Annotated in this window: 23 protein-coding genes; 9 read left to right on the plus strand and 14 right to left on the minus strand. The window is 73.1% G+C overall.

The features are described from left to right. Positions 1-249: 249 nt before the first annotated feature. Positions 250-1,071 (minus strand): polysaccharide deacetylase family protein, encoded by an 822-nt coding sequence (locus ACIBTU_RS13540; protein WP_399126233.1) that lies wholly within the window; start codon positions 1,069-1,071, stop codon positions 250-252. Between the two features lie 419 nt (positions 1,072-1,490). Here ACIBTU_RS13540 and ACIBTU_RS13545 point away from each other — a divergent pair, with 419 nt between their 5' ends. The 4 genes from ACIBTU_RS13545 to crcB (ACIBTU_RS13560) all read left to right on the plus strand — a co-directional run bounded on the left by ACIBTU_RS13545 (position 1,491) and on the right by crcB (ACIBTU_RS13560) (position 4,408). Beyond that, positions 1,491-2,963, plus strand: a complete 1,473-nt coding sequence (locus ACIBTU_RS13545; RefSeq protein ID WP_399126234.1) for a hypothetical protein — start codon at positions 1,491-1,493, stop codon at positions 2,961-2,963. Positions 2,964-3,192: 229 nt separating this feature from the next. Continuing rightward, positions 3,193-3,660: a fluoride efflux transporter CrcB gene (crcB, locus tag ACIBTU_RS13550; protein WP_399126568.1), complete on the plus strand. Its 468-nt coding sequence runs from the start codon at positions 3,193-3,195 to the stop codon at positions 3,658-3,660. Then, a complete protein-coding gene (locus tag ACIBTU_RS13555) occupies positions 3,657-4,037 on the plus strand; it encodes a DUF190 domain-containing protein (protein ID WP_399126235.1) in 381 nt (126 codons plus the stop codon). Before crcB (ACIBTU_RS13550) ends, ACIBTU_RS13555 begins: the two co-directional genes overlap by 4 nt. Next, positions 4,034-4,408: a fluoride efflux transporter CrcB gene (gene crcB, locus ACIBTU_RS13560; RefSeq protein WP_399126236.1), complete on the plus strand. Its 375-nt coding sequence runs from the start codon at positions 4,034-4,036 to the stop codon at positions 4,406-4,408. Before ACIBTU_RS13555 ends, crcB (ACIBTU_RS13560) begins: the two co-directional genes overlap by 4 nt. A 77-nt stretch (positions 4,409-4,485) precedes the next feature. Here crcB (ACIBTU_RS13560) and ACIBTU_RS13565 read toward each other — a convergent pair whose 3' ends face one another. Then, positions 4,486-5,931: a nucleobase:cation symporter-2 family protein gene (locus ACIBTU_RS13565; protein WP_399126237.1), complete on the minus strand. Its 1,446-nt coding sequence runs from the start codon at positions 5,929-5,931 to the stop codon at positions 4,486-4,488. A gap of 525 nt (positions 5,932-6,456) precedes the next feature. Here ACIBTU_RS13565 and ACIBTU_RS13570 point away from each other — a divergent pair. From ACIBTU_RS13570 to xdhC, 3 genes are read left to right on the plus strand one after another with little or no spacing between them, the layout of a single operon-like run. Beyond that, positions 6,457-7,908 carry a xanthine dehydrogenase small subunit gene (locus tag ACIBTU_RS13570; protein WP_399126238.1) on the plus strand — a complete coding sequence of 484 codons (1,452 nt, stop codon included), beginning with the start codon at positions 6,457-6,459 and terminating at the stop codon, positions 7,906-7,908. Further along, positions 7,905-10,277, plus strand: a complete 2,373-nt coding sequence (xdhB, locus tag ACIBTU_RS13575) for a xanthine dehydrogenase molybdopterin binding subunit (protein ID WP_399126239.1) — start codon at positions 7,905-7,907, stop codon at positions 10,275-10,277. Before ACIBTU_RS13570 ends, xdhB begins: the two co-directional genes overlap by 4 nt. Position 10,278: 1 nt before the next feature. Further along, complete coding sequence (gene xdhC / locus ACIBTU_RS13580; protein WP_399126240.1) at positions 10,279-11,097, plus strand: xanthine dehydrogenase accessory protein XdhC; 819 nt, start codon at positions 10,279-10,281, stop codon at positions 11,095-11,097. A 21-nt stretch (positions 11,098-11,118) separates the two neighbouring features. On the opposite strand, the gene ACIBTU_RS13585 is transcribed toward xdhC, so the two are convergent. After that, entirely contained in the window at positions 11,119-12,228 is a 1,110-nt protein-coding gene (locus ACIBTU_RS13585; RefSeq protein ID WP_399126241.1) for a hypothetical protein, read from the minus strand. Between the two features lie 110 nt (positions 12,229-12,338). Between ACIBTU_RS13585 and ACIBTU_RS13590 the strand changes: the two genes are divergently transcribed. Both ACIBTU_RS13590 and ACIBTU_RS13595 read left to right on the plus strand, forming a co-directional pair. Next, the gene (locus ACIBTU_RS13590; RefSeq protein WP_399126242.1) at positions 12,339-13,037 is read left to right on the plus strand and encodes a phosphatase PAP2 family protein; all 699 of its coding nucleotides are present in this window, start codon (positions 12,339-12,341) and stop codon (positions 13,035-13,037) included. A 199-nt stretch (positions 13,038-13,236) separates the two neighbouring features. Continuing rightward, a complete protein-coding gene (locus ACIBTU_RS13595) occupies positions 13,237-13,872 on the plus strand; it encodes a hypothetical protein (protein WP_399126243.1) in 636 nt (211 codons plus the stop codon). Between the two features lie 429 nt (positions 13,873-14,301). On the opposite strand, the gene ACIBTU_RS13600 is transcribed toward ACIBTU_RS13595, so the two are convergent. From ACIBTU_RS13600 to ACIBTU_RS13650, 11 genes are read right to left on the minus strand one after another with little or no spacing between them, the layout of a single operon-like run. Beyond that, complete coding sequence (locus ACIBTU_RS13600; RefSeq protein WP_399126244.1) at positions 14,302-15,627, minus strand: glutamate-1-semialdehyde 2,1-aminomutase; 1,326 nt, start codon at positions 15,625-15,627, stop codon at positions 14,302-14,304. An 8-nt stretch (positions 15,628-15,635) separates the two neighbouring features. After that, positions 15,636-16,190 carry a dTDP-4-dehydrorhamnose 3,5-epimerase family protein gene (locus ACIBTU_RS13605; RefSeq protein ID WP_399126245.1) on the minus strand — a complete coding sequence of 185 codons (555 nt, stop codon included), beginning with the start codon at positions 16,188-16,190 and terminating at the stop codon, positions 15,636-15,638. Continuing rightward, complete coding sequence (locus ACIBTU_RS13610; protein ID WP_399126247.1) at positions 16,187-17,407, minus strand: polysaccharide pyruvyl transferase family protein; 1,221 nt, start codon at positions 17,405-17,407, stop codon at positions 16,187-16,189. The genes ACIBTU_RS13605 and ACIBTU_RS13610 overlap by 4 nt, the downstream gene beginning before the upstream one ends. Then, positions 17,404-18,360: a glycosyltransferase family 2 protein gene (locus ACIBTU_RS13615; RefSeq protein WP_399126248.1), complete on the minus strand. Its 957-nt coding sequence runs from the start codon at positions 18,358-18,360 to the stop codon at positions 17,404-17,406. Before ACIBTU_RS13615 ends, ACIBTU_RS13610 begins: the two co-directional genes overlap by 4 nt. Then, a complete protein-coding gene (locus tag ACIBTU_RS13620) occupies positions 18,357-19,661 on the minus strand; it encodes a hypothetical protein (RefSeq protein ID WP_399126249.1) in 1,305 nt (434 codons plus the stop codon). The genes ACIBTU_RS13615 and ACIBTU_RS13620 overlap by 4 nt, the downstream gene beginning before the upstream one ends. Positions 19,662-19,666: 5 nt before the next feature. Next, on the minus strand, positions 19,667-20,941 hold the full coding sequence (locus tag ACIBTU_RS13625; RefSeq protein WP_399126250.1) for a DUF4910 domain-containing protein: 1,275 nt from the start codon (positions 20,939-20,941) through the stop codon (positions 19,667-19,669). Next, positions 20,938-21,963, minus strand: a complete 1,026-nt coding sequence (locus ACIBTU_RS13630; RefSeq protein ID WP_399126251.1) for an NAD-dependent epimerase/dehydratase family protein — start codon at positions 21,961-21,963, stop codon at positions 20,938-20,940. Before ACIBTU_RS13630 ends, ACIBTU_RS13625 begins: the two co-directional genes overlap by 4 nt. A gap of 3 nt (positions 21,964-21,966) precedes the next feature. Further along, positions 21,967-22,614 carry a PIG-L deacetylase family protein gene (locus ACIBTU_RS13635; RefSeq protein WP_399126252.1) on the minus strand — a complete coding sequence of 216 codons (648 nt, stop codon included), beginning with the start codon at positions 22,612-22,614 and terminating at the stop codon, positions 21,967-21,969. Next, positions 22,611-23,405: a glucose-1-phosphate cytidylyltransferase gene (locus tag ACIBTU_RS13640; protein ID WP_399126253.1), complete on the minus strand. Its 795-nt coding sequence runs from the start codon at positions 23,403-23,405 to the stop codon at positions 22,611-22,613. The genes ACIBTU_RS13635 and ACIBTU_RS13640 overlap by 4 nt, the downstream gene beginning before the upstream one ends. Beyond that, positions 23,402-24,667, minus strand: coding sequence for a class I SAM-dependent methyltransferase (locus ACIBTU_RS13645; protein WP_399126254.1), 1,266 nt, complete (start codon positions 24,665-24,667; stop codon positions 23,402-23,404). The genes ACIBTU_RS13640 and ACIBTU_RS13645 overlap by 4 nt, the downstream gene beginning before the upstream one ends. Beyond that, positions 24,664-25,878, minus strand: a complete 1,215-nt coding sequence (locus ACIBTU_RS13650) for a glycosyltransferase (RefSeq protein ID WP_399126256.1) — start codon at positions 25,876-25,878, stop codon at positions 24,664-24,666. The genes ACIBTU_RS13645 and ACIBTU_RS13650 overlap by 4 nt, the downstream gene beginning before the upstream one ends. Between the last annotated feature and the right edge of the window lie 2 nt (positions 25,879-25,880).

Genomic DNA, 25,880 nt, shown 5'->3' on the forward strand with positions numbered 1-25,880 from the left:
TCCGTGGTCAGGCAGTACATCGAGCAGCAGAACCGGCCAGGGTGAGCTGTGCCCGGCTCCGCCGGGACAAGCCTCGCGGCGCTCCGCGCCACAGGCGACACACCTCCGTCCGGCTCCGCCCGACGGCTTGCGGTGACGCTCCGCGTCATACCGGCAGATTCGCTTCACCTCCGGCCTGAAGGCCGGAGCACTGCGAATAGATCCCGGTAGCCGCCGCCGCACGTCCGTTCAGGGCTCAGGGCTCAGGGCTCAGGGCTTGTAGATCCTGCCCGGTTCGGCCTTCCCCGGTGCGAGGAGCTGGGGCACCGTCACGAAGACGTAGCCCTTCTCCTTGAGCGCGTCGATGATGCCGGGGACGGCCGGGACGGTGCCCTTGTAGAGGTCGTGCAGCAGGATGATGCTGTCCCGCCGGGTCTGGTCCACGGCCCGGTCCCGGATCAGCGCGGAGTCCGTGGTCGCGTAGTCCTTGCAGGTCACGTCCCACAGGACCTGCGCGAGGCCCTCCTCCTTCGCGAGGGCGCTCACGTGGTCGTTCGTGCGTCCCTGCGGCGGCCGCATCAGGGTGGGCCGCCGGCCGGTGAGCTGCTCGACGGCGTCGTCGGTGCGCCGGAGCTCGTCCCGGATCTCGTCGTCCCCGAGGTCCGTGAGGATCTTGTGGTCCCAGGTGTGGCTGGCCAGTTCGTGGCCCTCGCGCGCCATGCGCCGCACCAGCTCCGGATGCTTCGCGATGTGGTTCTTGCCGAGCAGGAAGAACGTCGCGGGGACCTTGCGCTCCTTCAGGATGTCCAGCAGGCGGGGGCTGTTCTCGCTCGGGCCCGCGTCGAAGGTGAGCGCCACGCACTTGGCGCGCCGGCAGTCCACGGTGCCGAAGTCCCGCGCGCGGTCGCCGAGATCGACCGCCCGCGCGTCACCGACGTCCACGGGGTCCGCCTTGCGGGCGGCGCTCGGCTTCGTCGTGTCGTACTGCGTGCAGCCACTCAGGGCGAGGGTCAGGGTGGAGGCGGTCAGCGCGAACGCGGCCGCGCGCAACCCCCTTCGTATCTTTCGCATCTTCACGGGTGTGGCAGACATGCGCGCACTATACATAGCGTGTATACGCTGCATGTATACGAGGGGTGCATAGTGCCCTGAGCTGCTGTTCTCCCGATGACCGAAAAGCGGCCCGCGAGCGGCCGGAAAGTGGTGCCCTCCGGCTGATTGACAGGCGTCGAAACACCCCGGATGGTGACAACCTGGGTGTGACACCTGACGGTTGGGGGACCGCTATGAGGTGGCCGGGGGACGCGTCCGACGGAGCAGAGGGTCAGGCCGCAGGGCCGGTGAGCGGTGGTACGGGCTTCGGGCCTCCGCCGCCGACGCCGCCCGGAACCCCGCCCCCGATGCCGCCCGGCACCCCGCCCGTGCCGCCGGGACCGCTGCCGTCCTGGGGTGCACCGCCCCCGCCGTCCCCGCCTCCCGCGCCGCCCGGACCTGCCGAGCCGCTCCGCGCCGTGGCCGTGGCGCTGCTCAACCTCTGTGGCCTGGGCCTCGGTTACGTCCTGCTGCGCCGATGGCTGCCCGCCCTGGTCTGCCTCGCCGCCACCGTCGCGCTCGCCGTGGTCGCTCTGCCCGCCGACCCCGACGGCGTGCCCGCCTGGGCCCTCGCCGGCTACGGCGCCCTGCTGCTGCTCGCCGCCCTCGACGGGGCCCGCCGCGGACTGCGCTCCGGGCCCACGGCCCCCGCCGTCCGGCCCGTACTCGCCGCCGCGCTCGGCCTGGTGCTGCTCGCCGTCCCGGCCGGCGGCGCCTACGCGTACGACGGGCTGCGCGACGACGCCGTCGAGGACATGCTGCTCGACCGCCTCGACGCCGCCGACGCCCTCGTCCAAGGCGCCTCGGGCCAGGACTTCGCCCGCGCCAGGAGCACCTACCTCACCGCCCTCGGCCGCTACCGCGACCTGACCGAGAACCACCCCGGATCCCGGGCCGCCCACCGCGTCCACGACAGCCTCGACGCCTACTACAAGGCCGTCTCCGCGCCCTACGGCAAGGCCGACCGCTGCGCCGCCGTCGCCCCGCTCGAACACCTGCGGGACGTCCCCGACACCATCGACCGCGAGGTCCTCGGCGACCTCGCGAGCTGGCCCGACAAGCCCCTCGCCACCTCCCTGCTCGACTGCGGCACCGGCAAGCTCGGCACCGCCGAGAGCGACGGCGAGGGCGGCGAGCTCGGCCAACTCCTGCGCACGTTCCCCGACTCGGCGCAGGCCGGCCGGGTCGAACCGGCCCTCCGCGCCGCCGTCGACCGGCGCTCCGCCGACCTGAAGGGCGCCGAGCCCTGCCGCGCCACCGAGGAGCTGCGGCGCATCGACGACACCGCGAAGGCCCTGCCCGCGCCCGTGCCCGGCCATCTGCGCGGCCGCGTCGCCGGCGCCGTGCGCGACGGCACGTACGCGTGCGGCGTCGACCAGTTCGAGGACAAGGAGTTCGCCGAGGCGCGCAAGACACTGACCGACTTCGCCGGCACCTACACGAGCGACAAGCGCCGGGCGCGGGCCCGGCAGATCGCCACCGCCGCCGAGATCGCCGAACTGCGCCCCTCGGCCGGCGACCGCCTGCCGCCCACCGGCACCCCCGGCGGCGCCCGGATGGAACTCGTCATCAGCAACGACGGCCCCGACCCCGTCGAGATCCTCTACACCGGGCCCGTCACCGGCCGGATCACCGTCGGCGCCTGCGGCTCCTGCTCGACGTACTCCAGCGAGGCCGCCGGACGCGGCAAGGCCTGCAAGGCGAGCGGCCGGACGTACCCGAAGAAGACCCTGCGGCTGCCCGCCGGCACCTACCACTTCCTGCACAAGCCGGGCGGCGCGAGCGGGACCGCGCGCGGCCGGGCCGCCGGCGGCCGCATCCAGCCCGGGTACACGTACACGCAGTGCAGTTACGTCGTGACCGGGGGAGGCGGACTCGGGGCCGACCTCTGAGCAGGCCTCCGGCAGGCGGCCCCTGCGACGGGCGGGGTAGGCTTTTCGGGCGGTGATCGCGTCGGCCCCCGCGGCCGGCGGCGCACCGTACGGCGGTGGGGCCCGCCGTACCCAACCGCGGCACAGGCGCCGCCGACGGTCCCTACTTGCGACCACGCACGCCCTGCCCGCACCGGGCGCGGGCGTCCGGCGAGTAGGAGACGCACCCGTGGAAGAGGCCCGCACGTCCATGACCGAGGAACCGGTCGATCCCGACGCCGCTCCGGCGCCCGCCGTCCGCCGGCCCGCGATCCTGCGCGGCCAGGGACCCGTGCTCGCGGCCGTGGCCGCCGGCGGCGCGATCGGCGCCTGCGCCCGCTACGGTGCCGCCCTGGTCTGGCCGACCGCCCCCGGCGCCTTCCCGTGGACCACCCTCGTCGTCAACGTGATCGGCTGCGCCGTCATCGGCGTCTTCATGGTCCTGATCACCGACGTGTGGGCCGCCCACCACCTCGTGCGCCCCTTCTTCGGCACGGGCGTCCTCGGCGGCTTCACCACCTTCTCCACGTACGCCGTCGACATCCGGCAGCTGACCGACGCCGGAGCGGCCCGCACCGCGCTCGGCTACCTGGCCCTCACCGCCGTCACCGCGCTCGCCGCGGTGTGGACGGCCGCCCATCTGACCCGCCGTGCCGTCGAACGGAGGACCCCACGATGACCGCACCGGAGCCCGCCCGCGCCGCCCGCCCGCTGAGCGGCCCCGCGCTGCGCGCGACCATCTTCGTCGGCGAGAACGACACCTGGCACCACAAGCCGCTCTACGCCGAGATCGTGCACCGCGCGCACAGGGCGGGCCTCGCCGGAGCCTCCGTGTTCCGCGGCATCGAGGGCTTCGGCGCCGGGTCCCTCATCCACACCCACCGACTGCTCTCGCTCAGCGAGGACCTCCCCGTCGCGATCTTCATCGTGGACACGGAGGACCGCGTCCGCGCGTTCCTGCCGCAGATCGACGAACTGGTCACCGAGGGGCTGGTGATCCTCGACGACTGCGAGGTCCACCGCTACGTGGGCCGCGCGGGGGAGGACACGGCGTGAACTGGCTCCTCGTCATCGCGGGCGCCATGGTCGGCGCCCCGCTGCGCTACCTCACGGACCGCACCGTCCAGACCCGGCACGACTCCGTGTTCCCCTGGGGCACCTTCGCCGTGAACGTCGCCGGATCCCTGATCCTCGGCCTCGTCACCGGGGCGGTGGCCGCGGGCGCCGCGTCCTCCCAGGTCCAACTCCTCCTCGGCACCGGACTGTGCGGCGCCCTCAGCACGTACTCCACCTTCTCCTACGAGACCCTGCGGCTCGCGGAGACGGGGGCACGCTTCTACGCGGCGGTGAACGTGCTCGGGAGCATCGCGGCGGGGCTCGGCGCCGCGTTCCTGGGCGCGGCCTTCGCCGAGGCCCTCTGGACCTGACGGCGCCGCCGCGCCCGGCGAGGACGAAGGCCCCGGTCGCTCCGAGCGGAGCGACCGGGGCCTTCGGCACACCGTGGTCAGGGGCGTGCGGGTGCTGGGTGCTGAGGATGCTCAGGGGCGGACTCCCCGGCCCGCACCTCCGTCTCCGGCTGCTGCTCCGGCTTCTTCCTGCCGAGGTGGTTGAAGGCGATGTTGAGCAGCACCGCCGTGATGGCGCCCGCGCAGATGCCCGTACCGAGAATCGTCTGCGCCCAGTCCGGGAACGCGTGGTAGATGCCCGGCTGCACGACCTTGCCGTTCGCGACGATCTCGGGGGCCGCGAGCGGAATGAGACCGACGCCGAGGGAGACCGCGGCGATCACGATGTTGGCGCCCTCGTCGAGGTGGGCGCGGGACAGGGTGCGCACGCCGCTGATCGCGATGGTGCCGAACAGGACCAGGCCCGCGCCGCCGAGCACCGGCATCGGGACGAGCGAGACGACCGCGCCGAGCACCGGGAAGATTCCGAGGACGAGCAGGACGGCGCCGGCCGTGGCGACGACGAAGCGGCTGCGCACCTTCGTGAGCGAGACGACGCCGATGTTCTGGGCGAACGCGCTGATGGCGAAGCCGCCGAACAGCGAGCCGATCATCGTGCCGAGGCCGTCGATGCGCAGACCGCTGCTGATCGTGCGGCCGTCGACGGGACGGTCGCAGATCTCGCCGACGGCGAGCATGCCGGCCGCGCTCTCCGTCATCAGCACCAGCATCATGATGGTCATCGAGATGATCCCGGCGACCTGGAACTCCGGCATGCCGAAGTGGAACGGCGTCGGGATCGAGACCAGCGGCGCGGACTCGAACGTCTTCGTGTTCAGCATCCCGAACGGGATCGCGGCGAGCGTGCCGATCACCATGCCGAGGATCAGCGAGATCTGCCGCAGGAACCCGGTGAACAGGCGCTGCATCGCCACGATGATGACGAGCGTGAACGCGGCGAGCGCCAGGTTCGACGTCGAGCCGAAGTTCTCGGCGCCCGCGCCGCCCTGCGCCCAGCGGACCGGAACCGGCATCAGCGAGACGCCGATGAGGGTGATGACGACGCCGGTCACCAGATGCGGGAAGAAGCGCATCAGCTTGCCGAAGAACGGGCCGATGACCAGACACACGGCACCCGCCACGAGCAGCGAGCCGAGCATCGTCTGCAGTTCGTGCCCCTTCGCCGTGTTCTGGCCGATCGCGAGGAGCGGCGCGATGCCGCCGGAGGCCGCGGCGTTCACGAACGGCAGCCGGTTGCCGAGGACCTTGCCGACGCCGAGCGTCTGGGTGAGCGTGCAGAGACCGGCGATGAACAGGCTCACCGAGATGAGCAGCACCTGATTGCCCGCGCTGAGACCGACCGTCGGGCCGATCACGAGAGGAGCGGCGACCACCCCGGAGTACATCGCGGCGATGTGCTGGAGCGCCGACGGAATGAGCTTTCGTGCGGGGAGTTTCTCATCCACGGGGTGACAGGGAACGTCAGCCACTTGTGGGTTATTCATGGGGATGGCCCTTCGAACTCGTTGTCCTGCACGCCTCTAACCGGCCATCTTTGAGCCACCGCAGGAGCGGGGGACCGGCCGGGCGGTGGACAGGGTTGTCGGCCGATCGGCTCTTGTGCGCAGGTCGCCTGCCCTGCTAGCGCGCGCGTGTGTCCGAAGTGCGGAGGGGTCTTGACCCCTCGCGGCCCGAGCGATTAGCGTCCGGGTGCCATCGGCCCGTGCGTGACGGAACGCGCGCGGCAGGACGCGCGCGACGACGCGCGGCAGAACGAAGGGAGGCGACCGGCGGATGAACACCTGCTCCGATCTCGGTCGTCTCGCCCAGCGCACCGCCTGGGCGCCGGGCCGTATCGCGCACGGCTGCTGACCGCGCCCTTCCGGTCTCACGGGGCGCCCGTCGCGGTCCCCTCACCTCCTCAGTCCTTTCCGGGTCTCCCGTCTCCACCGCCTTTCGGCACGCCGTTCCCGCGTGCCCTCCCGCGCCCTTCCCGACATCCGGCGCGCACACAGAAAGCTGCCTGGACCTTGGCGAACCACGTTCAACTCACGGTCAACGGGGCCGACATCCCGCTCGCACCGGCCCCGCCCCACACCACCGCCCTCGACCTCCTGCGCGAGCGCGGCCTCACCGGCACCAAGGAGGGCTGCGCCGAAGGAGAGTGCGGCGCCTGCTCCGTGCTCGTGGCCCGCCCCGGCACGGACCGGCCCACCGACTGGGTCGCCGTCAACGCCTGTCTGATCCCCGCCGCCGCCCTCGACGGCCAGGAGCTCGTCACCGCGGAGGGCCTCGCCGCGGGCGCCGCCGACGGTGAACTGCATCCCGTGCAGGAGGAGATGGCCGTCCGCGGCGGCTCCCAGTGCGGGTACTGCACGCCCGGGTTCGTGTGCAGCATGGCCGCCGAGTACTACCGGCCGGACCGCTGCGATCACCCCGCGGGGGACACCGACGCCGAGCACGGTCCGAACGGCTTCGACCTGCACGCCCTGAGCGGCAACCTGTGCCGCTGCACCGGCTACCGGCCCATCCGCGACGCCGCGTTCGCCGTCGGCGCGCCCGGCGAGGACGACACCCTGGCCCGCCGCCGCAACGAGGCGCCGCCCGCGCCCGTCGCCACCGCCTACACGCAGGGCGAGCGGACCTTCGTACGGAAGAACACGCTCGCCGAGACGCTGCGGCTGCTGCGCGAGCGGCCCGACGCCACGGTCGTCGCGGGGTCCACCGACTGGGGCGTCGAGGTCAATATCCGCTCCCGCAGGGCCGATTGCGTGATCGCCGTCGACCGGCTGCCCGAACTGCGGGAACTGCGCACCGAGTCCGGCCACGTCGAGATCGGCGCCGCCCTCACCCTCAGCGAGATCGAGCGCGGACTCGACGGCTTCGTACCGCTCCTCGCCGACCTGTTCCCGCAGTTCGCGTCCCGCCTCATCCGCAACGGCGCCACCCTCGGCGGCAACCTCGGCACCGGCTCGCCCATCGGCGACAGTCCGCCCGCGCTGCTCGCCCTGGAGGCGTCGGTCGTGCTCGCCGACGCCGACGGCGAGCGCGTCGTGCCGCTCGCCGAGTACTTCACCGGCTACCGGCAGAGCGTGCGCCGCCCCGGCGAGCTGATCCGCGCCGTGCGCGTGCCGCTGCCGCTGTCGCCCGTCACCGCCTTCCACAAGATCGCCAAGCGGCGCTTCGACGACATCTCCAGCGTGGCCGTCGCCTTCGCGCTCGACATCCAGGACGGGACCGTGCGCAAGGCGCGCATCGGTCTGGGCGGGGTGGCCGCCACCCCGGTCCGGGCGCTCGCCACCGAGGCCGCCCTGGAGGGCGAGCCGTGGACGGAGGCGACCGTCGAGGCCGCCGCCCGCGTGCTGCGCGGCGAGGGCACCCCCATGAGCGACCACCGGGCCAGCGCCCTCTACCGCTCCGCGATGCTCGGCCAGAGCCTGAAGAAGCTGTACGCACAGACCACCGCGGAGGTGTCGGCATGAGCCAGTTGTCCGAGCGCCCGGAGAAGGCCGTCGTCGGCCTGTCGATGCCGCACGAGAGCGCCGTCCAGCACGTCACCGGCACCGCCCTCTACACCGACGACCTCGTCGCCCGCACCAAGGACGTCCTGCACGCCCACCCCGTCCAGGTGATGCACGCCCACGGCAGGATCACCGCCCTGCGCACCGAGCGCGCCCTCGCCGTGCCCGGCGTGGTCCGCGTGCTGACCGGCGCCGACGTGCCCGGCGTCAACGACGCCGGCATGAAGCACGACGAGCCGGTCTTCCCCGACGAGGTCATGTTCCACGGCCACGCCGTCGCCTGGGTGCTCGGTGAGACCCTGGAAGCCGCCCGGCTCGGCGCCGAGGCCGTCGAGGTCGACCTCGACGAACTGCCCTCCGTGATCACGCTGGACGAGGCGATCGCCGCCGACAGCTTCCACGGCGCCCGGCCCGTCATGGAGACCGGCGACATCGACGCCGGATTCGCTGACTCCGCCCACGTGTTCAGCGGCGAGTTCCAGTTCTCCGACCAGGAGCACTTCTACCTGGAGACGCACGCCGCGCTCGCGCAGATCGACGAGGCCGGCCAGGTCTTCGTGCAGAGCAGCACCCAGCACCCCTCCGAGACCCAGGAGATCGTCGCGCACGTCCTCGGGCTCAGCAGCCACGAGGTGACCGTGCAGTGCCTGCGCATGGGCGGCGGCTTCGGCGGCAAGGAGATGCAGCCGCACGGCTTCGCGGCCGTCGCCGCGCTCGGCGCGAAGCTCACCGGCCGCCCCGTCCGGCTGCGCCTCACCCGCACCCAGGACCTGACCATGTCCGGCAAGCGGCACGGCTTCCACGCCCGCTGGCGCATCGGCTTCGACGCCGAGGGCCGCATCCAGGCCCTGGACGCCGCACTCACCGCCGACGGCGGCTGGAGCCTCGACCTGTCCGAGCCGGTCGTCGCCCGCGCCCTGTGCCACATCGACAACACGTACTGGATCCCCAACGCCCGCGTCACCGGCCGCATCGCCCGCACCCACAAGGTCTCCAACACCGCCTTCCGCGGCTTCGGCGGACCTCAGGGCATGCTCGTCATCGAGGACATCATGGGCCGGTGCGCGCCGCTGCTCGGCCTCGACCCGATGGAGCTGCGCGAACGGAACTTCTACCGCCCCGGCCACACCACCCCGTACGGGCAGCCGCTCACCCAGCCCGAACGGATCGGGGCCGTCTGGGACAAGGTGCGGGAGAACGGGGCCGTCGCCGAACGGCGGCGCGAGATCGAGGCGTTCAACGCCGCGCACCCGCACACCAAGCGGGCGCTCGCCGTCACCGGGATCAAGTTCGGCATCTCCTTCAACCTCACCGCCTTCAACCAGGGCGGCGCCCTCGTGCTGATCTACAAGGACGGCTCGGTCCTGATCAACCACGGCGGCACCGAGATGGGCCAGGGCCTGCACACCAAGATGCTCCAGGTCGCCGCCACCACGCTCGGTATCCCGCTGCACAAGGTCCGCCTCGCCCCCACCCGCACCGACAAGGTGCCCAACACCTCGGCCACCGCCGCCAGCGCGGGCGCCGACCTGAACGGCGCCGCCGTGAAGAACGCCTGCGAGCAACTGCGCGAGCGCCTGCGCCAGGTGGCCGGCACACAGCTCGGCGCGAGCGCCGCCGACGTCCGCATCGTCGAGGGGGTCGCCCGCGTCCTCGGCAGCGACCGCGAGCTGGCCTGGGACGACCTCGTGCGCACCGCGTACTTCCAGCGGGTGCAGCTGTCGGCCGCCGGTTTCTACCGCACCGAGGGGCTGCACTGGGACGCGAAGTCGTTCCAGGGCTCGCCGTTCAAGTACTTCTCGCACGGTGCGGCCGCCGCCGAGGTGGAGGTCGACGGCTTCACCGGCGCCTACCGGGTGCGGCGCGTGGACATCGTGCACGACGTCGGCGACAGCCTCTCCCCGATGATCGACATCGGGCAGGTCGAGGGCGGCTTCGTGCAGGGCGCGGGCTGGCTGACCCTCGAGGACCTGCGCTGGGACACCGGCGACGGGCCGCACCGGGGCCGGCTCCAGACCCAGGCCGCCAGCACCTACAAGCTGCCGAGCTTCTCCGAGATGCCCGAGGAGTTCCACGTGGAGCTGCTGGAGAACGCGACCGAGGAGGGCGCCGTCTACGGCTCCAAGGCGGTCGGCGAGCCCCCGCTGATGCTCGCGTTCTCGGTGCGCGAGGCGCTGCGCCAGGCGGCCGCCGCGTTCGGTGCGCCCGGCACGGCGGTCGAACTGGCCTCGCCCGCCACGCCGGAGGCCGTGTTCTGGGCGATCGAGGCGGCCCGCGCCGGCGCCCCGAGCGATGCCCGGGCGGACGCGGAAGCGCCGGTCGGTGCCTGACATGGCCTGGGTCGCCGCGGTCGCGCGGCTGCGGGCACGCCGGGAGCCCGGCGTGCTCGTGACCGTCACGGCCGTGCGCGGCCACGCCCCGCGCGACGCCGGCGCCAAGCTCGTCGTGGGCGCCGGCGCCACCTGGGGGTCGATCGGCGGCGGCAACGTCGAGGCCGTCTCGATCGACCGCGCCAGGGAGATGATCGCCGGGGCCGCGACCGCACCCGAGCTGATCGACTTCGCCCTGAACGACAAGGTCACCAACCGGCACGGCGTGCAGTGCTGCGGCGGCACCGTCCAGGTCCTGCTCGAACCGCTGCCCGTGGTCCGGGCGGTGGCCGTCTTCGGCGTCGGCCACGTCGGCTTCGAACTGGCCCGGATCCTGGCCCGCCAGGACCTGGACCTCCACCTCGTCGACAGCCGCGCCGAACTCCTCACCGAGGAACGGCTCGCCGTGCTGACCTCCGACGCGGTCGCCCAGGTCCACACCCACCACACACCGCTGCTGCCCGAGGAGGTCCTGGACGGACTGCCGCAGGGCACGCACGTCCTGATCATGACGCACGACCACGCCGAGGACGCCGCGCTGTGCGACGCCGCCCTGCGCACCGGTCACCTCGGCTCCATCGGCCTGATCGGCTCGGCGGCCAAGTGGACCCGCTTCCGCCGCCGCCTCGCCGACGAGGGCGGACACGACGACGAGGCCATCGCCCGGATCAAGACCCCGATCGGACTGACCGAGATCACCGGCAAGGAACCGGCGACGATCGCCGTGAGCGTCGCCGCCGATCTGCTGCGCACCTTCGAGGACGAGGACGCTCAGGGGTAGGGGTAGGGGTAGGGGCCGGGGCTAGGAGCGGGTGGCGGTGCCGCATTTCCCGTCGCCGTCCTCGGAGACCACCGGCGCGCTGCGGTCGTACGGGTCCGAGGTCGGCCCGTCCGAAGGCTCGGCCTCGCCGAACACCGGTGTGAGGAAGCCGTTGTAGGTGCGGCAGCCGGCGTTCGTGGTGTGGATCATGTTGCTGTGCACGGAGAAGGTGCCGTCCTTGGTGTGGACCCTCTCCGGGTTCTGCCAGTCCATGACCACCTGGCGCCGCACGATGACCCGGGTGACCTCGTCCGGGTCGCCGGCCACGGCCGCGACCGGGTACACGTACGTCACGTCGCTGGTCACCCGCAGCGCGTGGTGCGGGCCCGGCCCCTCCTCGTACGAGAGCCGGCCGCGGACCTTGACCACGTCCCCGACCAGCGACGTCCGGTCGGGGTCGAAGCGGCTGAACAGCACCAGCGGGTTGTACTTCTCGCTGGGGGAGCGCAGGGCCGTCTCGAGGAACTCCTGCTCCTGCGACTGCTCCGGATTGATGTACGCGATGGCCTCGCTCGGGCGTTCGCCGCGCAGCACTGCCCGGTCGAGGCTGGAGGCGACGAGGAAGTCACGGCTGCGGTCCAGGGCCCTCGCGACCCGCGCCTCGTCCATCCAGGCCGTCGCGCGGGGCGCGGGGACCGAGATGCCGGCCGCGCCGTCGGCCCAGCGGGCGGCGGGCGAACCCCGGAACGGTTCGGCGCGCGTACCGCGTCGGGGGCCCGTGGAGGGCGGCGGGCCCGAGGGGCGTGCCGTCTCCGCGCCGAGCGGGCCGGCGTCCGGTGTGCCGCCCGCGCCGAGCAGGTTCGTCACCCGGTCCGGGGCCAGCGCCCAGAGCAGGACGGCGAGCGCGGCGAGGATTCCGGCCACGTACCAGCCGGTGCGGCTGCGGCTGCGGGGGCGGTCGGGGCTGTACGTTCGCCAGCCGTCGCCGTTGCTGCCGTGGACGTCCTCTTCCTGGAGACGGCGGGTGACCATCCGGGCGCGGGCCGACGGCTCCTGCGGCGCGTCGCGCACCCCCTCCGCCGACTCCCTGAGGAAGCGCTCCCACTCCTCGTCCGAAACGGACGAACCGCCCTTGTCCCCACCCGAGTTCACGCACTCCTCCTGATCTTCGGCGAGGCATGATGATCGCACGGGCGCTCTGGGTGCGGGTCTCCGGAGCGGGCTCGATACTGGAACCGTCGCCCATGACCAGGGCGGCGAACATGACAGGGGGCACGTCGGTGGGGGAGTCCGAGTCGGGGCGGGACGGTGCGGAGGGGGAACGGGCGCTGCTGCCTCCGGCGCTGCGGGGGTTCGCGGCGCTGACCGGGGTGGTGGCCGTGCTGGTCGTCGCCGTGATCGGGGTGCTGTACGCCGGGCACGGGCAGCCGGGACGGGTGGACCGGTGGTTCGTCGACCCGACGGACGACACGGTGGGGCAGCCGTGGCGGGGGGTCGCGCTGGCGCTGGACTTTCTGGGGGAGCCGGTGGGTGCCGTGCTGCTGGTGGGTGCGGCGGTGGTCTGTTGTCTGGTGCGGCGGCGGCCGTGGGCGGCGGGTTTCCTGGTCGGCGCCACGGTGGTGGCCGTCGCGGTGGCGACGCTGCTCAAGCACGTGGTGGGCCGCACGATCCACGGGGACGGGAACCTGTCGTACCCGAGCGGGCACACGGCCTTCTTCACGGCGCTCGCCGTCGCGGTGGCGCTGGTCGTGAACGGGCGGCGGGGGGTGGTCCTCGGCGCGGCGCTCGTGGGCGGCGCCGCCATGGGGTGGGCGCAGGTCGCCCTCGGGGCGCATTACCCGACGGATGTCCTGGGCGGCTGGTGCGTGGCGCTGGCGCTCACGTTGACGCTGGCCGGGCTCTTCGACGCGGCAGCGCGGCGGGGTTCGAGACCGGGGGCCTCGGCCCCGGCGCCGAATTAGCCCCGCCCGCCGGGAGGACGCCGCCGTCGCGTACGTCGGGAGGGGGACCGGTCCACCGGCAGGCTCGGCCGCGCGGCGGAACGAGGTCGCGACCGGTGACTGACGTGTGCGCAGCGGATGCCGAGCAGGATCGGTCGTGGCAGAGCGGAGGTTCTCTCCCTCCGACGCTTCGGTTCCGCACCCCGAATGGAGCTTCACCATGTCCCGGTTCAAGCTGTCCCACCGCGCCGTCACGTTCCTCGCGGCGAGCGCCGTGCTGGCGACCACCGCGGGGGTCGCCTCCGCCTCGACGCCGGCGTCCCCCACGCCCGACTCCGGCGAGGCCGTGCACGCCTCCGCCCCGTCCGGGGCTCTCACCTCCCGACTCAAAGGCTGGGGCCGCATGGACTATCCCGCCGTCGGTGACGACATCCAGGTCACGGTCGACGCCCATGCCGTCTTCAAGGGCGTGGGCTGGGCCCAGCCCGACAAGGCCTGGGGGACCTTCCGTATCTACCACCGGATGCCGGCCGCCGACGGCGAGCCCGCGAAGGTCAACTGGGGCGACTTCAAGGTCGACTGCCTGACCAGTGGCGGCCCCACCGCCACCGTGACCGGGCGCCTCGTGCGCACCGGGGGCAACGTCGGCGCCTGGGACGACTATCTGAAGCGGCATGTCCGCATGGGGATCAGCTTCTACGTGGCAGAGGGCGAGGGCGGCGGGCCCAGCCGCATCGGGATCTCCGGAGGCACGGAGAAGGGCGAGCCGCTGCTGACCAAGTGCATGGCGCCGGCCGCCGACTCCAAGGTGATCAAGGGCGGTTACGCCCTCACGGACAAGGTCCCGGCCGGCTGAGGATCGTCCGCGGAAACGGCCTCGGCACCGTCGCCGGGCGCCGCGCCGTCGTGGCGGGCCGCGCAGTTACCCGCGCCCCTGGCGGGGAGGTTCCGGCCCGGCGCCGAATCAGCACCGCCCTGGCCTGGGGGCACCTTGCGCCCGAGGCAGGGCGCCGGGCCGACGCCCCCGGAGGGCGCGGGCGGGTGGGAGAAGGGGGCAGGCCAGGGGCGGGAGGTGCTGGACCGGAGGCAAGAGGCGCCCCACGACCGAGTTGCTGATCGGCACAGGTTCGGGTCCCAGACGAAGGCGCGGATCGGATGCAGCCCCGCGCCGGAGTCGCCGAGAGACGAATGGCCCCTCACCGCGCCCCGCGCCGCGTCGCCACACCCCCAAGGCGCCGGGGCGACCATTCGCCCCGGCGCCCGGGAGTTGTCCCGGCCGCCGCGATCAGGACCGGCTGCGGAAGACGGGCTTGACGGGGCGGCCGCCCAGCCAAGGGGTGGGGTCGCCCGCGTCCAGGGCCTTGCGGTAGACCCCGCACGCGTCGGCCACGACCTCCACCGTGCGGTCGATGTCGGCCTCGTCGAGCGCGCTGCTCACCACGAACGACGGGGCGAGGACCCCGCCCGCGAGCAACTGCCGCAGGAACAGGGTGCGGTAGGGCTGGGAGGGCTGCCCGTACTCGTCCAGCGTGCCGAACACCAGGTTGCTGGCCCGCCCCCGGACGACGACGTGCTCCCCGACACCCAGGCCGGCCGCGACCTCCCGCACGCCGGAGGCCAGGCGTTCCCCGAGCGCGTGCAGCCGCGCCGTCACCCCCTCCTCGACATACGTGTCCAGCACCGCCATCGCCGCCGCCAGCGCATGCGTCTCCGCCCCGTGCGTGGTGGACAGCAGGAACACCCGGTCGTGGGAGTCCCGCAGCCCGCCCCGCTCCATCAGCTCCCGCCGCCCGGCGAGCGCCGACACCGCGAACCCGTTGCCCAGCGCCTTCCCGAACGTGGAGAGATCGGGCACGACCCCGTACAGGCCCTGCGCCCCCGCCTCGGACCAGCGCAGCCCGGTGATCATCTCGTCGAACACCAGCAGGCACCCGTGCCGGTGGGCCAGTTCGCGCAGCCCCTCCAAGTACCCGGGCGGCGGCTCGACATGGCCGGCCGGCTCCAGGACCAGGCAGGCGATCTCGCCCGGGTACCGGACGAGCACTTCCTCCGTGGCGGCCAGGTCGCCGTAGGGGAACCCGACGGTCAGGTCGGTGATCGCGGCCGGGATGCCGGCGGACATCGGTGTCGTGCCGATGAACCAGTCGTCCACGGAGAAGAAGGGGTGGTCGGCGCAGATCGCCACCCGCGTGCGGCCGGTGACGGCGCGGGCCAGGCGCACCGCGGCGGTGGTGACGTCCGAGCCGTTCTTGGCGAACTTCACCATCTCGGCCGTCGGCACGGTCGCGAGGAACCGCTCGGCGGCCTCCACCTCGAGGATGGACGGCCGCACGAAGTTGCTGCCGCGGTCCAGTTCACGCCGTACCGCCTCCGTGACGCGCGGGTGCGCGTGCCCGAGGCTCACGGAGCGCAGCCCGGACCCGTACTCGATGTACCGGTTCCCGTCGACGTCCCACACATGGGCGCCCCGGCCGTGGCTGATCACCGGCGCGAGGTGCTCGGGGTACTGGTCGTCGCCCTTGGCGTAGGTGTGCGCGCCTCCGGGGACGAGCGCGTGCAGCCGCTCGTTCGCCGCGCGGGAGCGGGGCAGTTCGAACTCTTCGGCGTCCACGGCCCGGGTCACCCTTCCTTCCGCTGCTTGAGGACCTCCGCGAGCCCGGGCGCCTCCCGGTCCCGGCGGGACATCGACGTCGCGGGCAGCGGCCAGGGGATCGCGAGTTCGGGGTCGTCGAAGGCGATCGTCACGTCCTCAGAAGGATCGTGCGGACGGTCGATCCGGTACGAGGTGTCGGCGCTCTCGCTGAGCGCCTGGAAGCCGTGCGCGCACCCCGCCGGGATGTACAGCGTCGCCTGCGTCTCGCCGGACAGCTCGAAGAACGCCCGGCCCAGGTACGTGGGGGAGTCCTCGCGCAGGTCGACGACGACGTCGAAGATCCGCCCCGACGAGCAGCGTACGAGCTTGGCCTCCCCGGCGCCCGAGCGCAGATGCATCCCGCGCAGCACGCCCCGGACCGAGCGGGACACGCTGTCCTGGACGAAGGCGTGCGGATCGAGGCCCACCGAGCGGATCACGTCCGCGTCGAAGGTGCGGCAGAAGAAGCCGCGTTCGTCGGCGTACGGGGTGGACTCGAAGAGGAACGCGCCGGAGATCTCCGGGACTTCGGTCGCTTTCATGGGGCCTCTCGCAAAGTGGGGGTGGTGGTGTCGGTGGGTGGGGACAGGAGTGCGGTGAGCGCGTCGAACTGCTCGCGCAGGTGCCGGGCGGCCACCTCGCCCCGCTCGGCGAGGGTGTGCCGGACGTCCGGCGCGTTCTTCTCCAGCTCCCGGAACTGTTCGAGCAGCCGGTCCGCGTCGACCTCGCGCGCCGGATGGCAGTACGCGCCGAGGCCCATCCGCTCCATGAGCGCCTCGCTCTTGGCCGCATAGGTCACGGCCAGTACCGGGGTTCGGGTCTTCAGGGCGCAGATCAGGTTGTGGTAGCGGACGGCGACGACGGTGTCGGCGGCCGTCATCTCGTCCATCAGGTCGGCGAGGGACGCCGGTTCGGCGGCGGTGACCAGCGGCGAGTCCACCGTGTCGAGGATCGCGGCGACCACCGACGCGTCGCAGGTGTCGCCGGTGAGCAGCCGCACCGGCCGGCCCTCGTCGACCAGCGCGCGCACGAAGCGGATCGTGCCGTCGAGATAGCGCCGGTGGATCTCGTCGGCCCGCGCGCGGTCGTCGTCGCCGCCGTGGAAGTCCATGACGCCGAGACAGACCGGCCCCGGCGGACCCGAGGGCGTCCTCGGCTCCGGGGCGGGCAGGGCGAACGCGAGGTCCGGGTAGACGCGGTCGCGTACGGTGTCCACGCCCATGCCCCGCAGGGCGTCCCGGGACCGCTCGTCCCGGTACGAGCGGTACGCGGCCAGCCGCGCCGACCAGCGCACGAGGGCCCGCGTCGACGGATTGCCGATCGGGGCGGCGCCGACGCTGACGAACGCGACCTTGCTGCCGAGCAGCCGCCCGCTCGCGCTCAGCAGGAACAGCGCGTACGGGAAGCCCCAGGGCCGCAGCGGCAGCGTGGCCTCCAGGACGCCCATGCCCGGCACGATCACCACGTCGTGCCGGCGCACCCAGGCGGCGGTGCGGAACGCGTCGACGAGTTTGCCGAGGCCCTTGCCCACGATCGCCCCGGCGCGGGACGCCGTCCGGTACTCCCCGCGGTACCAGTGCAGCCGTGTCGCGGGGATCCCGAACCGGGCCGTGACCGCCTCGGGTCCCCCGCACAGCGCGTCCACGACCGCGTCCGGATGCTCGGCGCGCAGATATCCGAGCAGGGCCTCCAGGGAGCCGTCGTTGCCGAGGTTGCCGGAGCCGAGCAGGCCGAACACCCCGACGCGCACCCGCGTCACGCCCGCCCCCCGGCCCGGCCCTCGCGCCCGGCGACCAGCTCGTCGACGGAGACCGTGAGCAGGTCCGGGTCGACCGGCGCGCGGTCCTCCACCCGCTCACCGGCGCCCGGCCTGACCCGGCTGCTCATCCAGTCGGCGAGATGGCCGAAGCAGGCCCGCCGGTCGGCCGGGGACAGCGGCGCCCGCCGGATCGCCGCGACGAACCCCCACAGGTACTCGGCGAGCAGCCGCGGGGTGGGATGCAGCGGGCCCGCCCGGCGCGGGTCCAGATTGACGCAGCGGGCCCGCTTGCCGGGGTTCGCCCGCTCGGCGCGGTTCGGATGGTCGCGGCGGAAGTACAGCAGCTCCGGCACCTGGTGGAAGCGCCCGTGCAGGGTGATCTCGGCGACGAAGGTGCGGTCCGCGTGGTGGTAGCTGTCGAGCGGCTTCACGCGGCGCAGCACGTCGGCCCGGATCACCCCGTAGAAGTCGTCGCCGCCCGGCTCGAACAGCAGGCTGCGGAAGCGGTCCGGGGCGCTCGGCGAGCCGGTGTCGAGCGTGTACGCGTACGGCACCTTCACCCGGCCGTCGGCGTCGATGACCGCCTGGTCGGTGTGCGCGAGGATCACGTCGGGCCGCTCGTCCAGGGCGTCCACACAGCGGCGCAGCAGGTCCCGGCCGTACAGGTCGTCGTGCGAGGCCCACTTGAACAGTTCGCCGCGGCACTCGGCGAACACCCGGTTGTGGTTCGGGGTCGCCCCGACGTTGCGGGGCAGCCGCAGGTAGCGGATCCGGGAGTCCTGCGCCGCGTACTTGCGGCAGATCTCCTGGGTGGCGTCGGTCGAGGCGTTGTCGGAGACGACCAGTTCGAAGTCCTCGTAGGTCTGGCCGAGCAGTGCGTCGAGCGACTCGGCGAGGTACTCCTCGCCGTTGTACACGGGCAGGCCGATGCTCAGCCTGGGGTGGGGGGTCATGACGTCCTCGCTTCGTGGTTCTCGTGGTTCCGGTGGTGCTCGCGCAGGGCGGACCGCAGGTGCAGCCACCACACGGCCGAGCCGCTCAGCGTCGCGGCGGCGACGCCCCAGGCCGAGCCGACCGTGCCGCCGGCGGCCGCCCCGCCGAGCCCGCCGGTGACGTAACAGAGAGAGGCGAACAGCTGGCAGCGCAGACTGCGCCGGGCCGCGCCGAGCGCGCGCAGCCCGGCCGCCGCGCCCGTGCCGAGACCGGCCCCGGCGACGGCGAGGGTCACCGGCACGACGAGCGGGGAGGCCGACTCCCACACGTGGCCGAGGACCAGTTCGCCGAGCCGGTCCGGCATCAGCAGCAGGGCGCCGCCCCACAGGACGGCGGCACCGGCCTGTCCGCCGCCCAGCAGGAGGCAGAACCGGCCGAGCCGGTGCGGGGCACTGCGCAGCACCCGGGCCGCCTCGGGGACCGTGACCAGGGACAGGCCCATCAGCACGGCGAGGAACGGGCCGAGCAGCAGCTCGGCGCCGCGCACCGCGCCGACCGCGCCGACGCCGACGATCACGCCGAGCCCGTACGCGCGCAGCTGGCTCGCGCCGCTGAGGCTCACGTTCTCGACGAGGTAGCGGTAGCCGAGGTCGCGCTGCTCGCGCAGCCAGGAGCGGGCCCGGCCGGGCCGGGGCCGGATCCCGGACTGGACGCAGCCGTACGCGGCGGCCACCGCGGCGGAGGCGCCCCAGGCCAGCACGAACGCGCCGACGCCGCCCACATGGGCGGCCACGACCATGCCGGGGAGGAGCGCGGCGCCCCACACCAGGTCGTTGACGAACGCCTTGCGCCCCGCGCCCGCGGCGAAGAACGAGAACCGCCAGGCGTCCTGGAGCAGCAGCCCCGGCATGACGACGCCGAGGCAGGCGAACGCGGGCCCCACCCGGCCGCCGAGCGCGAGCCCGACGGCCAGGCAGGCCGCGCCGATGACGACGCCGACCCCGAGCGCGGTGCCCGTCGACCGGGCGACGGCCCCGCGCCAGGCCGCCTGAGGCACCGCGCTGAACCGCACCACGAGCGGGTCGGTGGCCAGGCCCCGGGAGACGTTGAGCACCACGCCGTACGTCACCCAGGCCAGGCTGAACACGCCGAACGCGGTGACGCCCAGCGAGCGGGCCACGTACACGCCCACCACGAAGTTGGACAGACTGGAGGCCGCCTGGTCGGCGAGCCCCCAGGACAGCCGGCCGACGAGGGCCCGTCGCGCGGACCCGGCCCGTGCCGTCGCCCGCACCTCCTCGGTCTCCTTCTCGGTGGTCATCGGCGTCACGCCTTGATCAGGCCGGCCGCGCCGAGCGCGTCGGCCGCGTCCGCGACGGTGGCGAAGGGCAGCCCGGACCGCTCGGCGACGTCGAGCAGATCGTGCTCGCCGTCGGAGAGGTTGAGCACCCAGAGCATCGCCATCTGGGCCTCCTTGGTGTCGCTGCGCCCGCCGAGCGCGTCGTACAGCCCGCGCCGCCCCAACTGGGGTTCGCCGTACGGGCTGAGATTGAGGAAGCGCCGGTTGCGGTCCAGGACGGCGAAGGCCTCGCGGCACACGGCGAGGGTGTCCGCCATCGCCGCCGGGGACACGAAGTCCAGGTCGTCCGCCGAGGTGTGGTACTCCGGATAGCCCGCGTACGGGGTCCGGGTGAGCGAGCCCACACCGAGGTCGAACCCGGGCGAGCAGTACTGCCGCTCGTCGTAGCCGTACGGGGTGAACTCCCTGATCTCGTGCGGCCGTTGCGAGGCGGCCAGCACGTGCCGCAGCACCCGGTCGATCTCCGCGTCGCCGCGCCGGCTCCGCTTGTACGTCAGGCTCCCCGGGTCGCCCGCGCAGGCGAGGACGAGCCCGTGCTTCACCCGTCCCACCCGCTCCCTGTTGCGGGCCAGCCAGGTGATCGCCCCGATCGTGCCGGGCGCGTACACGAACCGGTACGTGTAGTACGGCTCCCGCTCGGCGAGCTCCCGGGCCAGGAACGTCGCGACGGCGATCCCGGCCAGGTTGTCGTTGGCGAGCGACGGATGGCAGACGTGGCAGGAGACGAGCACCTCGTCGGAGACCTGCCCCGGGACCACGTGCTCGGCGTAGCTGAGATGACCGTCCGTCAGCGTGGAGTCGATCACCACCTCGTACTCGCCGTCGGGGAGCGCGTCCAGGGTCTCCTGGGCCAGACAGAACCCCCACTCCGGCTTGTAGTAACTGGTCCGGTACGGCACCCACTTCGGGTGCTCCGGCAGGGTGTACAGATGCTCCTTCAGCTCGGCCAGCGGCATCCGCGTGGACACCGGCACGCTGTAGCCGAGCACGTGCAGACTCGACGCGGCGAAGTCGACGACCCGCTTGCCGGTGGCGTCCGCGACGTACGCGTCACGGATGTTCCACTCCTGCGGCACCGTCCAGTCGAGCACCTGCGTCCCCGTCGGCACCTCGTGCCGGGTCAGCGGGACGTGCTCGCCGACGATGTCCAGGGTGGCGCGCACCCCGTCGCCCGTGATGCTCCGGCACAGCGGGTACATCCGCTCCACCAGCGCGTGCATCTCCTCGCCGACACCGGTCATCCGCGCCGCCGCAGAGTGTCGTCGACGGCGCCCGCCTCCGACGCCGCGCGCAGCACGGCGAGCCGGGTGAAACGCTCTGTGAACGCCGCCATGGTCAGCCCGTGCGTCCGGTACGCGTCGGCGAGTTCGAGCGCGCCCCGCTTGACCGTCCACGCGCAGTCGAAGCCGGGCAGCGCGGCGCGGATCCGGGAGAAGTCCACCCGGTACGAGCGCGGGTCGGCGCCGCTCTCGCCGGTGATCCGCACCTTCGCGCCGTCGACCGCCTCGGCGACCTGCACGGCGATCTCGGTGACCGTCACGTTGTTGACCTCGCTGCCGACGTTGAACGCCCGGTCGTGCACCGCCTCGCGCGGCGCCTGAAGGGCGGCCGTGAACGCCTGCGCGATGTCGGCGGCGTGCACCAGCGGCCGCCACGGCGTGCCGTCGGACAGGACGAGCACTTCGCCGGTCAGCAGGGCGTGCCCGACCAGGTTGTTGAGCACGATGTCGGCGCGCAGCCTGGGGGAGAACCCGAACGCGGTCGCGTTGCGCATGTAGACGGGCGTGAAGTCGGCGTCGGCCAGCGCGTGCAGGTCGTCCTCCACCCGCACCTTGGACTCCGCGTACGGGGTCACCGGGCGCAGCGGCGCCTCCTCGGCGACCAGCTCGTCACCGCCCGCCGCGCCGTACACGGAGCAGGTCGACGCGTACAGGAAGCGCCGCACCCCGGCGTCGCGGGCCAGCCGGGCGAGCCGGACCGACGCGTGATGGTTGATGTCGTAGGTGAGTTCGGGGGCCAGCGAGCCCAGCGGGTCGTTGGAGAGCGCGGCCAGGTGGATCACGGCGTCCACCCCGGCCACGTGCTCGGCCGTGACGTCGCGCAGGTCCACCCGGTGACCCTTGGGGTCGGCGGGTTCCGGGCCGAGCACGCAGTCGGCGAAGAGGCCGGAGTCGAGGCCCACGACCTCGTGTCCGGCGGCGGCGAGGACCGGGGCCATCACGGTGCCCAGATAGCCCTGGTGTCCGGTCAGCAGTACGCGCAAGGTTCAACCCCCCAGGTTGAGAGTGAGTTTGGTGACGGCGAAGGCCTCGGCGTAGCGCGCGTGGCATTCGATGCCGCGGATCCGGGCGAGGCCCAGGAAGGCCTCCCGGTCGTACCAGGGACGGTGCCGCTGCGAGGGGTAGTGCTCCTGGAGCAGCCGGACCTTGTCCTCGGCCGTCTCCGGTGACAGCGGCTGGTACGCGGCCATGCGGCCGAGATCGCCGTCCCACTTGACGATCTCGTAGCCGAGGACCAGGTGGTCGCGGAACGCGGTGGGAATCAGTTGGGCCAGGCCCCGGTGGTCCTGGTGCGCGTCGTCCGTGCGCGGGGCGAGGACCAGGTCCGGGTCGCCCTGCGCGCGCAGCTCCTCGACGGCGCGCTTCGCCTCGTCCCAGTGCACGGGCAGCCGGCCGTCCGGCAGCTTGTGCACGGTCAGCCGGAGATCGGCGCCCGGGCAGAACGCGGCGAGCGCGGCCTCCTCCTCCTGCTCGCGCTCGGTGCCGCCGCCGGTGAGCACCAGCGCGTCGACCCGCAGCCCCGGGTGTGCCCGGCACAGCGTGAGGAGGGTGCCGCCGGCGCCGATCGCGAGGTCGTCGCAGTGCGCGCCGACGGCCACGATCCGCTCCAGGCGGCCGCCGCCCAGCCCGATCACGCGCCCACCCCCGCCGGGTCCCGCTCCCACACGGCCCACGGACGCTCGCCCCGGGTGTACGCGGCGTCGAGCGCCGCCCGCTCCTTCACCGTGTCGGTCGGCTTCCAGAACCCGCGGTGCCGGTGCGCCACCAGACGGCCCTGCTTGGCCAGTCGGGCGCAGCCGTCGGCGACCAGGTCCCCGTTCTCCGGTATGTGGTCGAAGACCTCCTGGCGGAGCACGAAGTAGCCGCCGTTCTCCCACAGCGGCATGTCGCTGACCGCGGTGATCCCGCCGACGAGGCCGTCCTCGCCGAGGTCCACGCAGTGGAACGAGGACTGCGGCGGCACCACCATCATCGACGCGCCCGCGTCGCGCCGCTCGAAGTTCTCGATCATCCGCGGCAGCGGGGCGTCGGTGAGCACGTCCGCGTAGTTGGCGAGGAACATCTCGTCGCCGTCCAGGTGGTGGCGCACCCGGCGCAGCCGCTCCCCGATCGGCGACTCGATGCCGGTCTGCGCGAACGTGATCGTCCAGTCGGCTATGTCGGTGGAGAGCAGCTCCGTCCTCCCGCCGCGCAGCACGAAGTCGTTGGACGTCGTCTCCTCGTAGTTGAGAAAGAACTCCTTGATGTGGTGGGCGCCGTAGCCGAGGCACAGGATGAACTCCTTGTGCCCGAAGTGCGCGTAGTAGCGCATCACGTGCCAGATCAGCGGCCGCGGGCCGACCATTGCCATCGGCTTGGGCACGTCGTCGCCCGTGCCCTCGCGCATCCGCATCCCGTAACCGCCGCAGAACAGGACGACCTTCATGACGTGACCCCTCCGGTGGCGGCCTCTGCGGGCGCGACCTCGACGACGCTCAGTTCCGGGATGGGGAAGACCAGGCGGCCGCCCCACTCATGGACGTAGGACAGCTGCTCCACCAGCTCGTCCCGCAGGTTCCACGGCAGGACCAGGACGTAGTCCGGCCTGTCCGCGGCGATCCGCTCGGGCGGCAGGATCGGGATGCGGGCGCCCGGGGTGTACCGGCCGTGCTTGTACGGGTTCCGGTCGACCGTGTACGGCAGCAGGTCGGGGCGGATCCCGCAGTGGTTCAGCAGCGTGTTGCCCTTGCCGGGGGCGCCGTAGCCGACGACCGTCTCGCCGCGCTCGGCGGCCTCGATCAGGAACCTCAGGAGGTCCCGGCGCACCTTCGCGACCCGGGCGGCGAACTCCGCGTACCCGGACAGCTCCTGGAGCCCGGCGGCCTTCTCGCGGGCCAGCACGTCCGCCACCCGTTCCGACGGCTCGCCGGCCGTCTCCTGCGGGCGGGCCCACAGCCGGATCGAACCGCCGTGCGTGGGCAGCAGCTCCACGTCCACGAGCGTCAGACCGCCGCTCGCGAGCGCCCGGATCGCCGACGCGACCGTGTAGTACTGGAAGTGCTCGTGGTAGATCGTGTCGTACTGGTTCTCCTCGATCAGCGTCAGCAGGTGCTGCACCTCGATCGACACCCAGCCGTCGTCCGCGACCAGCGCCCGCAGGCCCTGCGTGAAGCCGACCACGTCGGGGATGTGCGCGTACACGTTGTTCGCCACGACGAGGTCCGCCGGGCCGTGCTCCGCGCGGACCTCCCCGCCGACCTGCGGACTCAGGAACTCGGTGAGCGTCGGCACGCCCGCCTCGCGCGCGGCGGCGCCGACGTTGACGGACGGCTCGATGCCGAGGCAGCGCACCCCTCGCTCCACCATGTGCTTCAGCAGGTAGCCGTCGTTGCTCGCGACCTCCACCACGAACGAGGCGTGGCCGAGACCGAGTCGGTCCGCGGCGCCGGTCACGAAGGTGCGCGCGTGCTCCACCCAGGACGTCGAGAAGGACGAGAAGTACGCGTACTCCTTGAACGTCTCCTCCGGCGTGATCAGCGGCGGGATCTGCGCCAGCCAGCACTCCGTGCACACCCGCAGGTGCAACGGGTACGCCGGTTCGGCCCGGTCCAGTTCGTGCGCGGCGAGGAAACTCTCGCACGGCGGCGTCGCGCCGAGATCGACGACGCTCGCCATCGCCTCCGAGCCGCACAGTCGGCATCGTGTCATCTACTGCCCCCCAGTTGTTCCGACCGTCCCGCGATCGCGGTGCGGTACTCCTCCAGCAGGCGCTCCAGGCCGACGGCGGGGCTGAACCCCTGCTCGTAGCGGCTCCGGGCGGCCCGGCCCAGCTCCCGGCCCAGATCGGGACGGCCCGCGATCCGGCGGATCCGGGACGCCAGCGAGGCGGCGTCGCCCGGGCGGTGCAGCAGCCCGGTCACCCCGTCCTCGACCAGCTCGACGAAGGCGCCGTGCCCGGCGGCGACGACCGGGACCCCGGCCGCCATCGCCTCCACGACCACCAGGCCGAACGCCTCCAGCCACGTCGACGGCGCCACCACGGCGACCGCCCGCGCGACCGCCTTGCGGCTCTCCGCCGGATCCAGCAGGCCCGCGCAGCGCACGTCGTCGCGGCCCGCCGCCCACGCGGCCACCTCAGGCTCCAGCGGTCCCGCGCCCGCGATCACGAGCGGCACGCCCACCCCGCCGTCCGCCGCGAGCGCGTCCCAGGCCGTCATCAGCAGCCGGACACCCTTGGCCTCGGCCAGCCGGCCGAGAAACAGCAGGTGCTCGCCCGCCGACGACTCCGCGCGGCGGACCTCCGGCTCCGGCACGAAGTTGTGCTTCACCGCGATCCGCTCCGCCGGCATCCCGGCCCGTACGAGCACCTCGCGCTGCGCCTGCGAGATGCAGAAGAAACGCGTCACGCCGGACCACCACCTGCGCCGGTTCGCCGACAGACTGACCGCCAGCGGCACCGTCGCCAGGCGCGAGCCGCGGTAACAGCCGTGCCGCACGGCGGGCAGCGGACTCCCCCCGACGCACTCGGTGCACGGCCGACCGTCCCGCTGCAGCGTGCCCGGCGGGCAGACCTGCGTGTAGTTGTGCAGCGTCGCGACGGCGGGCACCCCCGCGTCCGCGCACGCGGCGAGCACCGCGGGGGACAGCAGCGGGAACACGTTGTGGACGTGCACCACGTCGGGCCGCTCCGCGCGCAGCCGCGCCGCCAGCTCCGTACGGACCGCCGGGTTCCACGGCACGAGCAGCGGCACCGCGACCTTCCCGAGCAGGGAACGCTCCGCGATGTCGTCGCTGCGCCGCTCGAACAGGTCGACCCGGTGGCCGGCCGAGCGCAGCAGCTCCACCTCCTGGTCGACGACCTTGTTCTCCCCGCTCGGCTGCGCCGAGCCGTAGCGGTTGTGCACCACCAGGACACGCATGA

The organism is Streptomyces sp. NPDC050145 (assembly GCF_044460245.1).
Taxonomy (GTDB): domain Bacteria; phylum Actinomycetota; class Actinomycetes; order Streptomycetales; family Streptomycetaceae; genus Streptomyces.

What these genes read in the sequence shown, in the direction of transcription:
- ACIBTU_RS13540 (WP_399126233.1), bottom strand. Translation starts at nt 1,071, where the DNA reads ATGTCTGCCACACCCGTGAAGATGCGAAAGATACGAAGGGGGTTGCGC.
- crcB (WP_399126568.1), top strand. Translation starts at nt 3,193, where the DNA reads ATGACCGAGGAACCGGTCGATCCCGACGCCGCTCCGGCGCCCGCCGTC.
- ACIBTU_RS13555 (WP_399126235.1), top strand. Translation starts at nt 3,657, where the DNA reads ATGACCGCACCGGAGCCCGCCCGCGCCGCCCGCCCGCTGAGCGGCCCC.
- ACIBTU_RS13565 (WP_399126237.1), bottom strand. Translation starts at nt 5,931, where the DNA reads ATGAATAACCCACAAGTGGCTGACGTTCCCTGTCACCCCGTGGATGAG.
- xdhB (WP_399126239.1), top strand. Translation starts at nt 7,905, where the DNA reads ATGAGCCAGTTGTCCGAGCGCCCGGAGAAGGCCGTCGTCGGCCTGTCG.
- xdhC (WP_399126240.1), top strand. Translation starts at nt 10,279, where the DNA reads ATGGCCTGGGTCGCCGCGGTCGCGCGGCTGCGGGCACGCCGGGAGCCC.
- ACIBTU_RS13590 (WP_399126242.1), top strand. Translation starts at nt 12,339, where the DNA reads ATGACAGGGGGCACGTCGGTGGGGGAGTCCGAGTCGGGGCGGGACGGT.
- ACIBTU_RS13595 (WP_399126243.1), top strand. Translation starts at nt 13,237, where the DNA reads ATGTCCCGGTTCAAGCTGTCCCACCGCGCCGTCACGTTCCTCGCGGCG.
- ACIBTU_RS13605 (WP_399126245.1), bottom strand. Translation starts at nt 16,190, where the DNA reads ATGAAAGCGACCGAAGTCCCGGAGATCTCCGGCGCGTTCCTCTTCGAG.
- ACIBTU_RS13615 (WP_399126248.1), bottom strand. Translation starts at nt 18,360, where the DNA reads ATGACCCCCCACCCCAGGCTGAGCATCGGCCTGCCCGTGTACAACGGC.
- ACIBTU_RS13620 (WP_399126249.1), bottom strand. Translation starts at nt 19,661, where the DNA reads ATGACCACCGAGAAGGAGACCGAGGAGGTGCGGGCGACGGCACGGGCC.
- ACIBTU_RS13625 (WP_399126250.1), bottom strand. Translation starts at nt 20,941, where the DNA reads ATGACCGGTGTCGGCGAGGAGATGCACGCGCTGGTGGAGCGGATGTAC.
- ACIBTU_RS13640 (WP_399126253.1), bottom strand. Translation starts at nt 23,405, where the DNA reads ATGAAGGTCGTCCTGTTCTGCGGCGGTTACGGGATGCGGATGCGCGAG.
- ACIBTU_RS13645 (WP_399126254.1), bottom strand. Translation starts at nt 24,667, where the DNA reads ATGACACGATGCCGACTGTGCGGCTCGGAGGCGATGGCGAGCGTCGTC.
- ACIBTU_RS13650 (WP_399126256.1), bottom strand. Translation starts at nt 25,878, where the DNA reads ATGCGTGTCCTGGTGGTGCACAACCGCTACGGCTCGGCGCAGCCGAGC.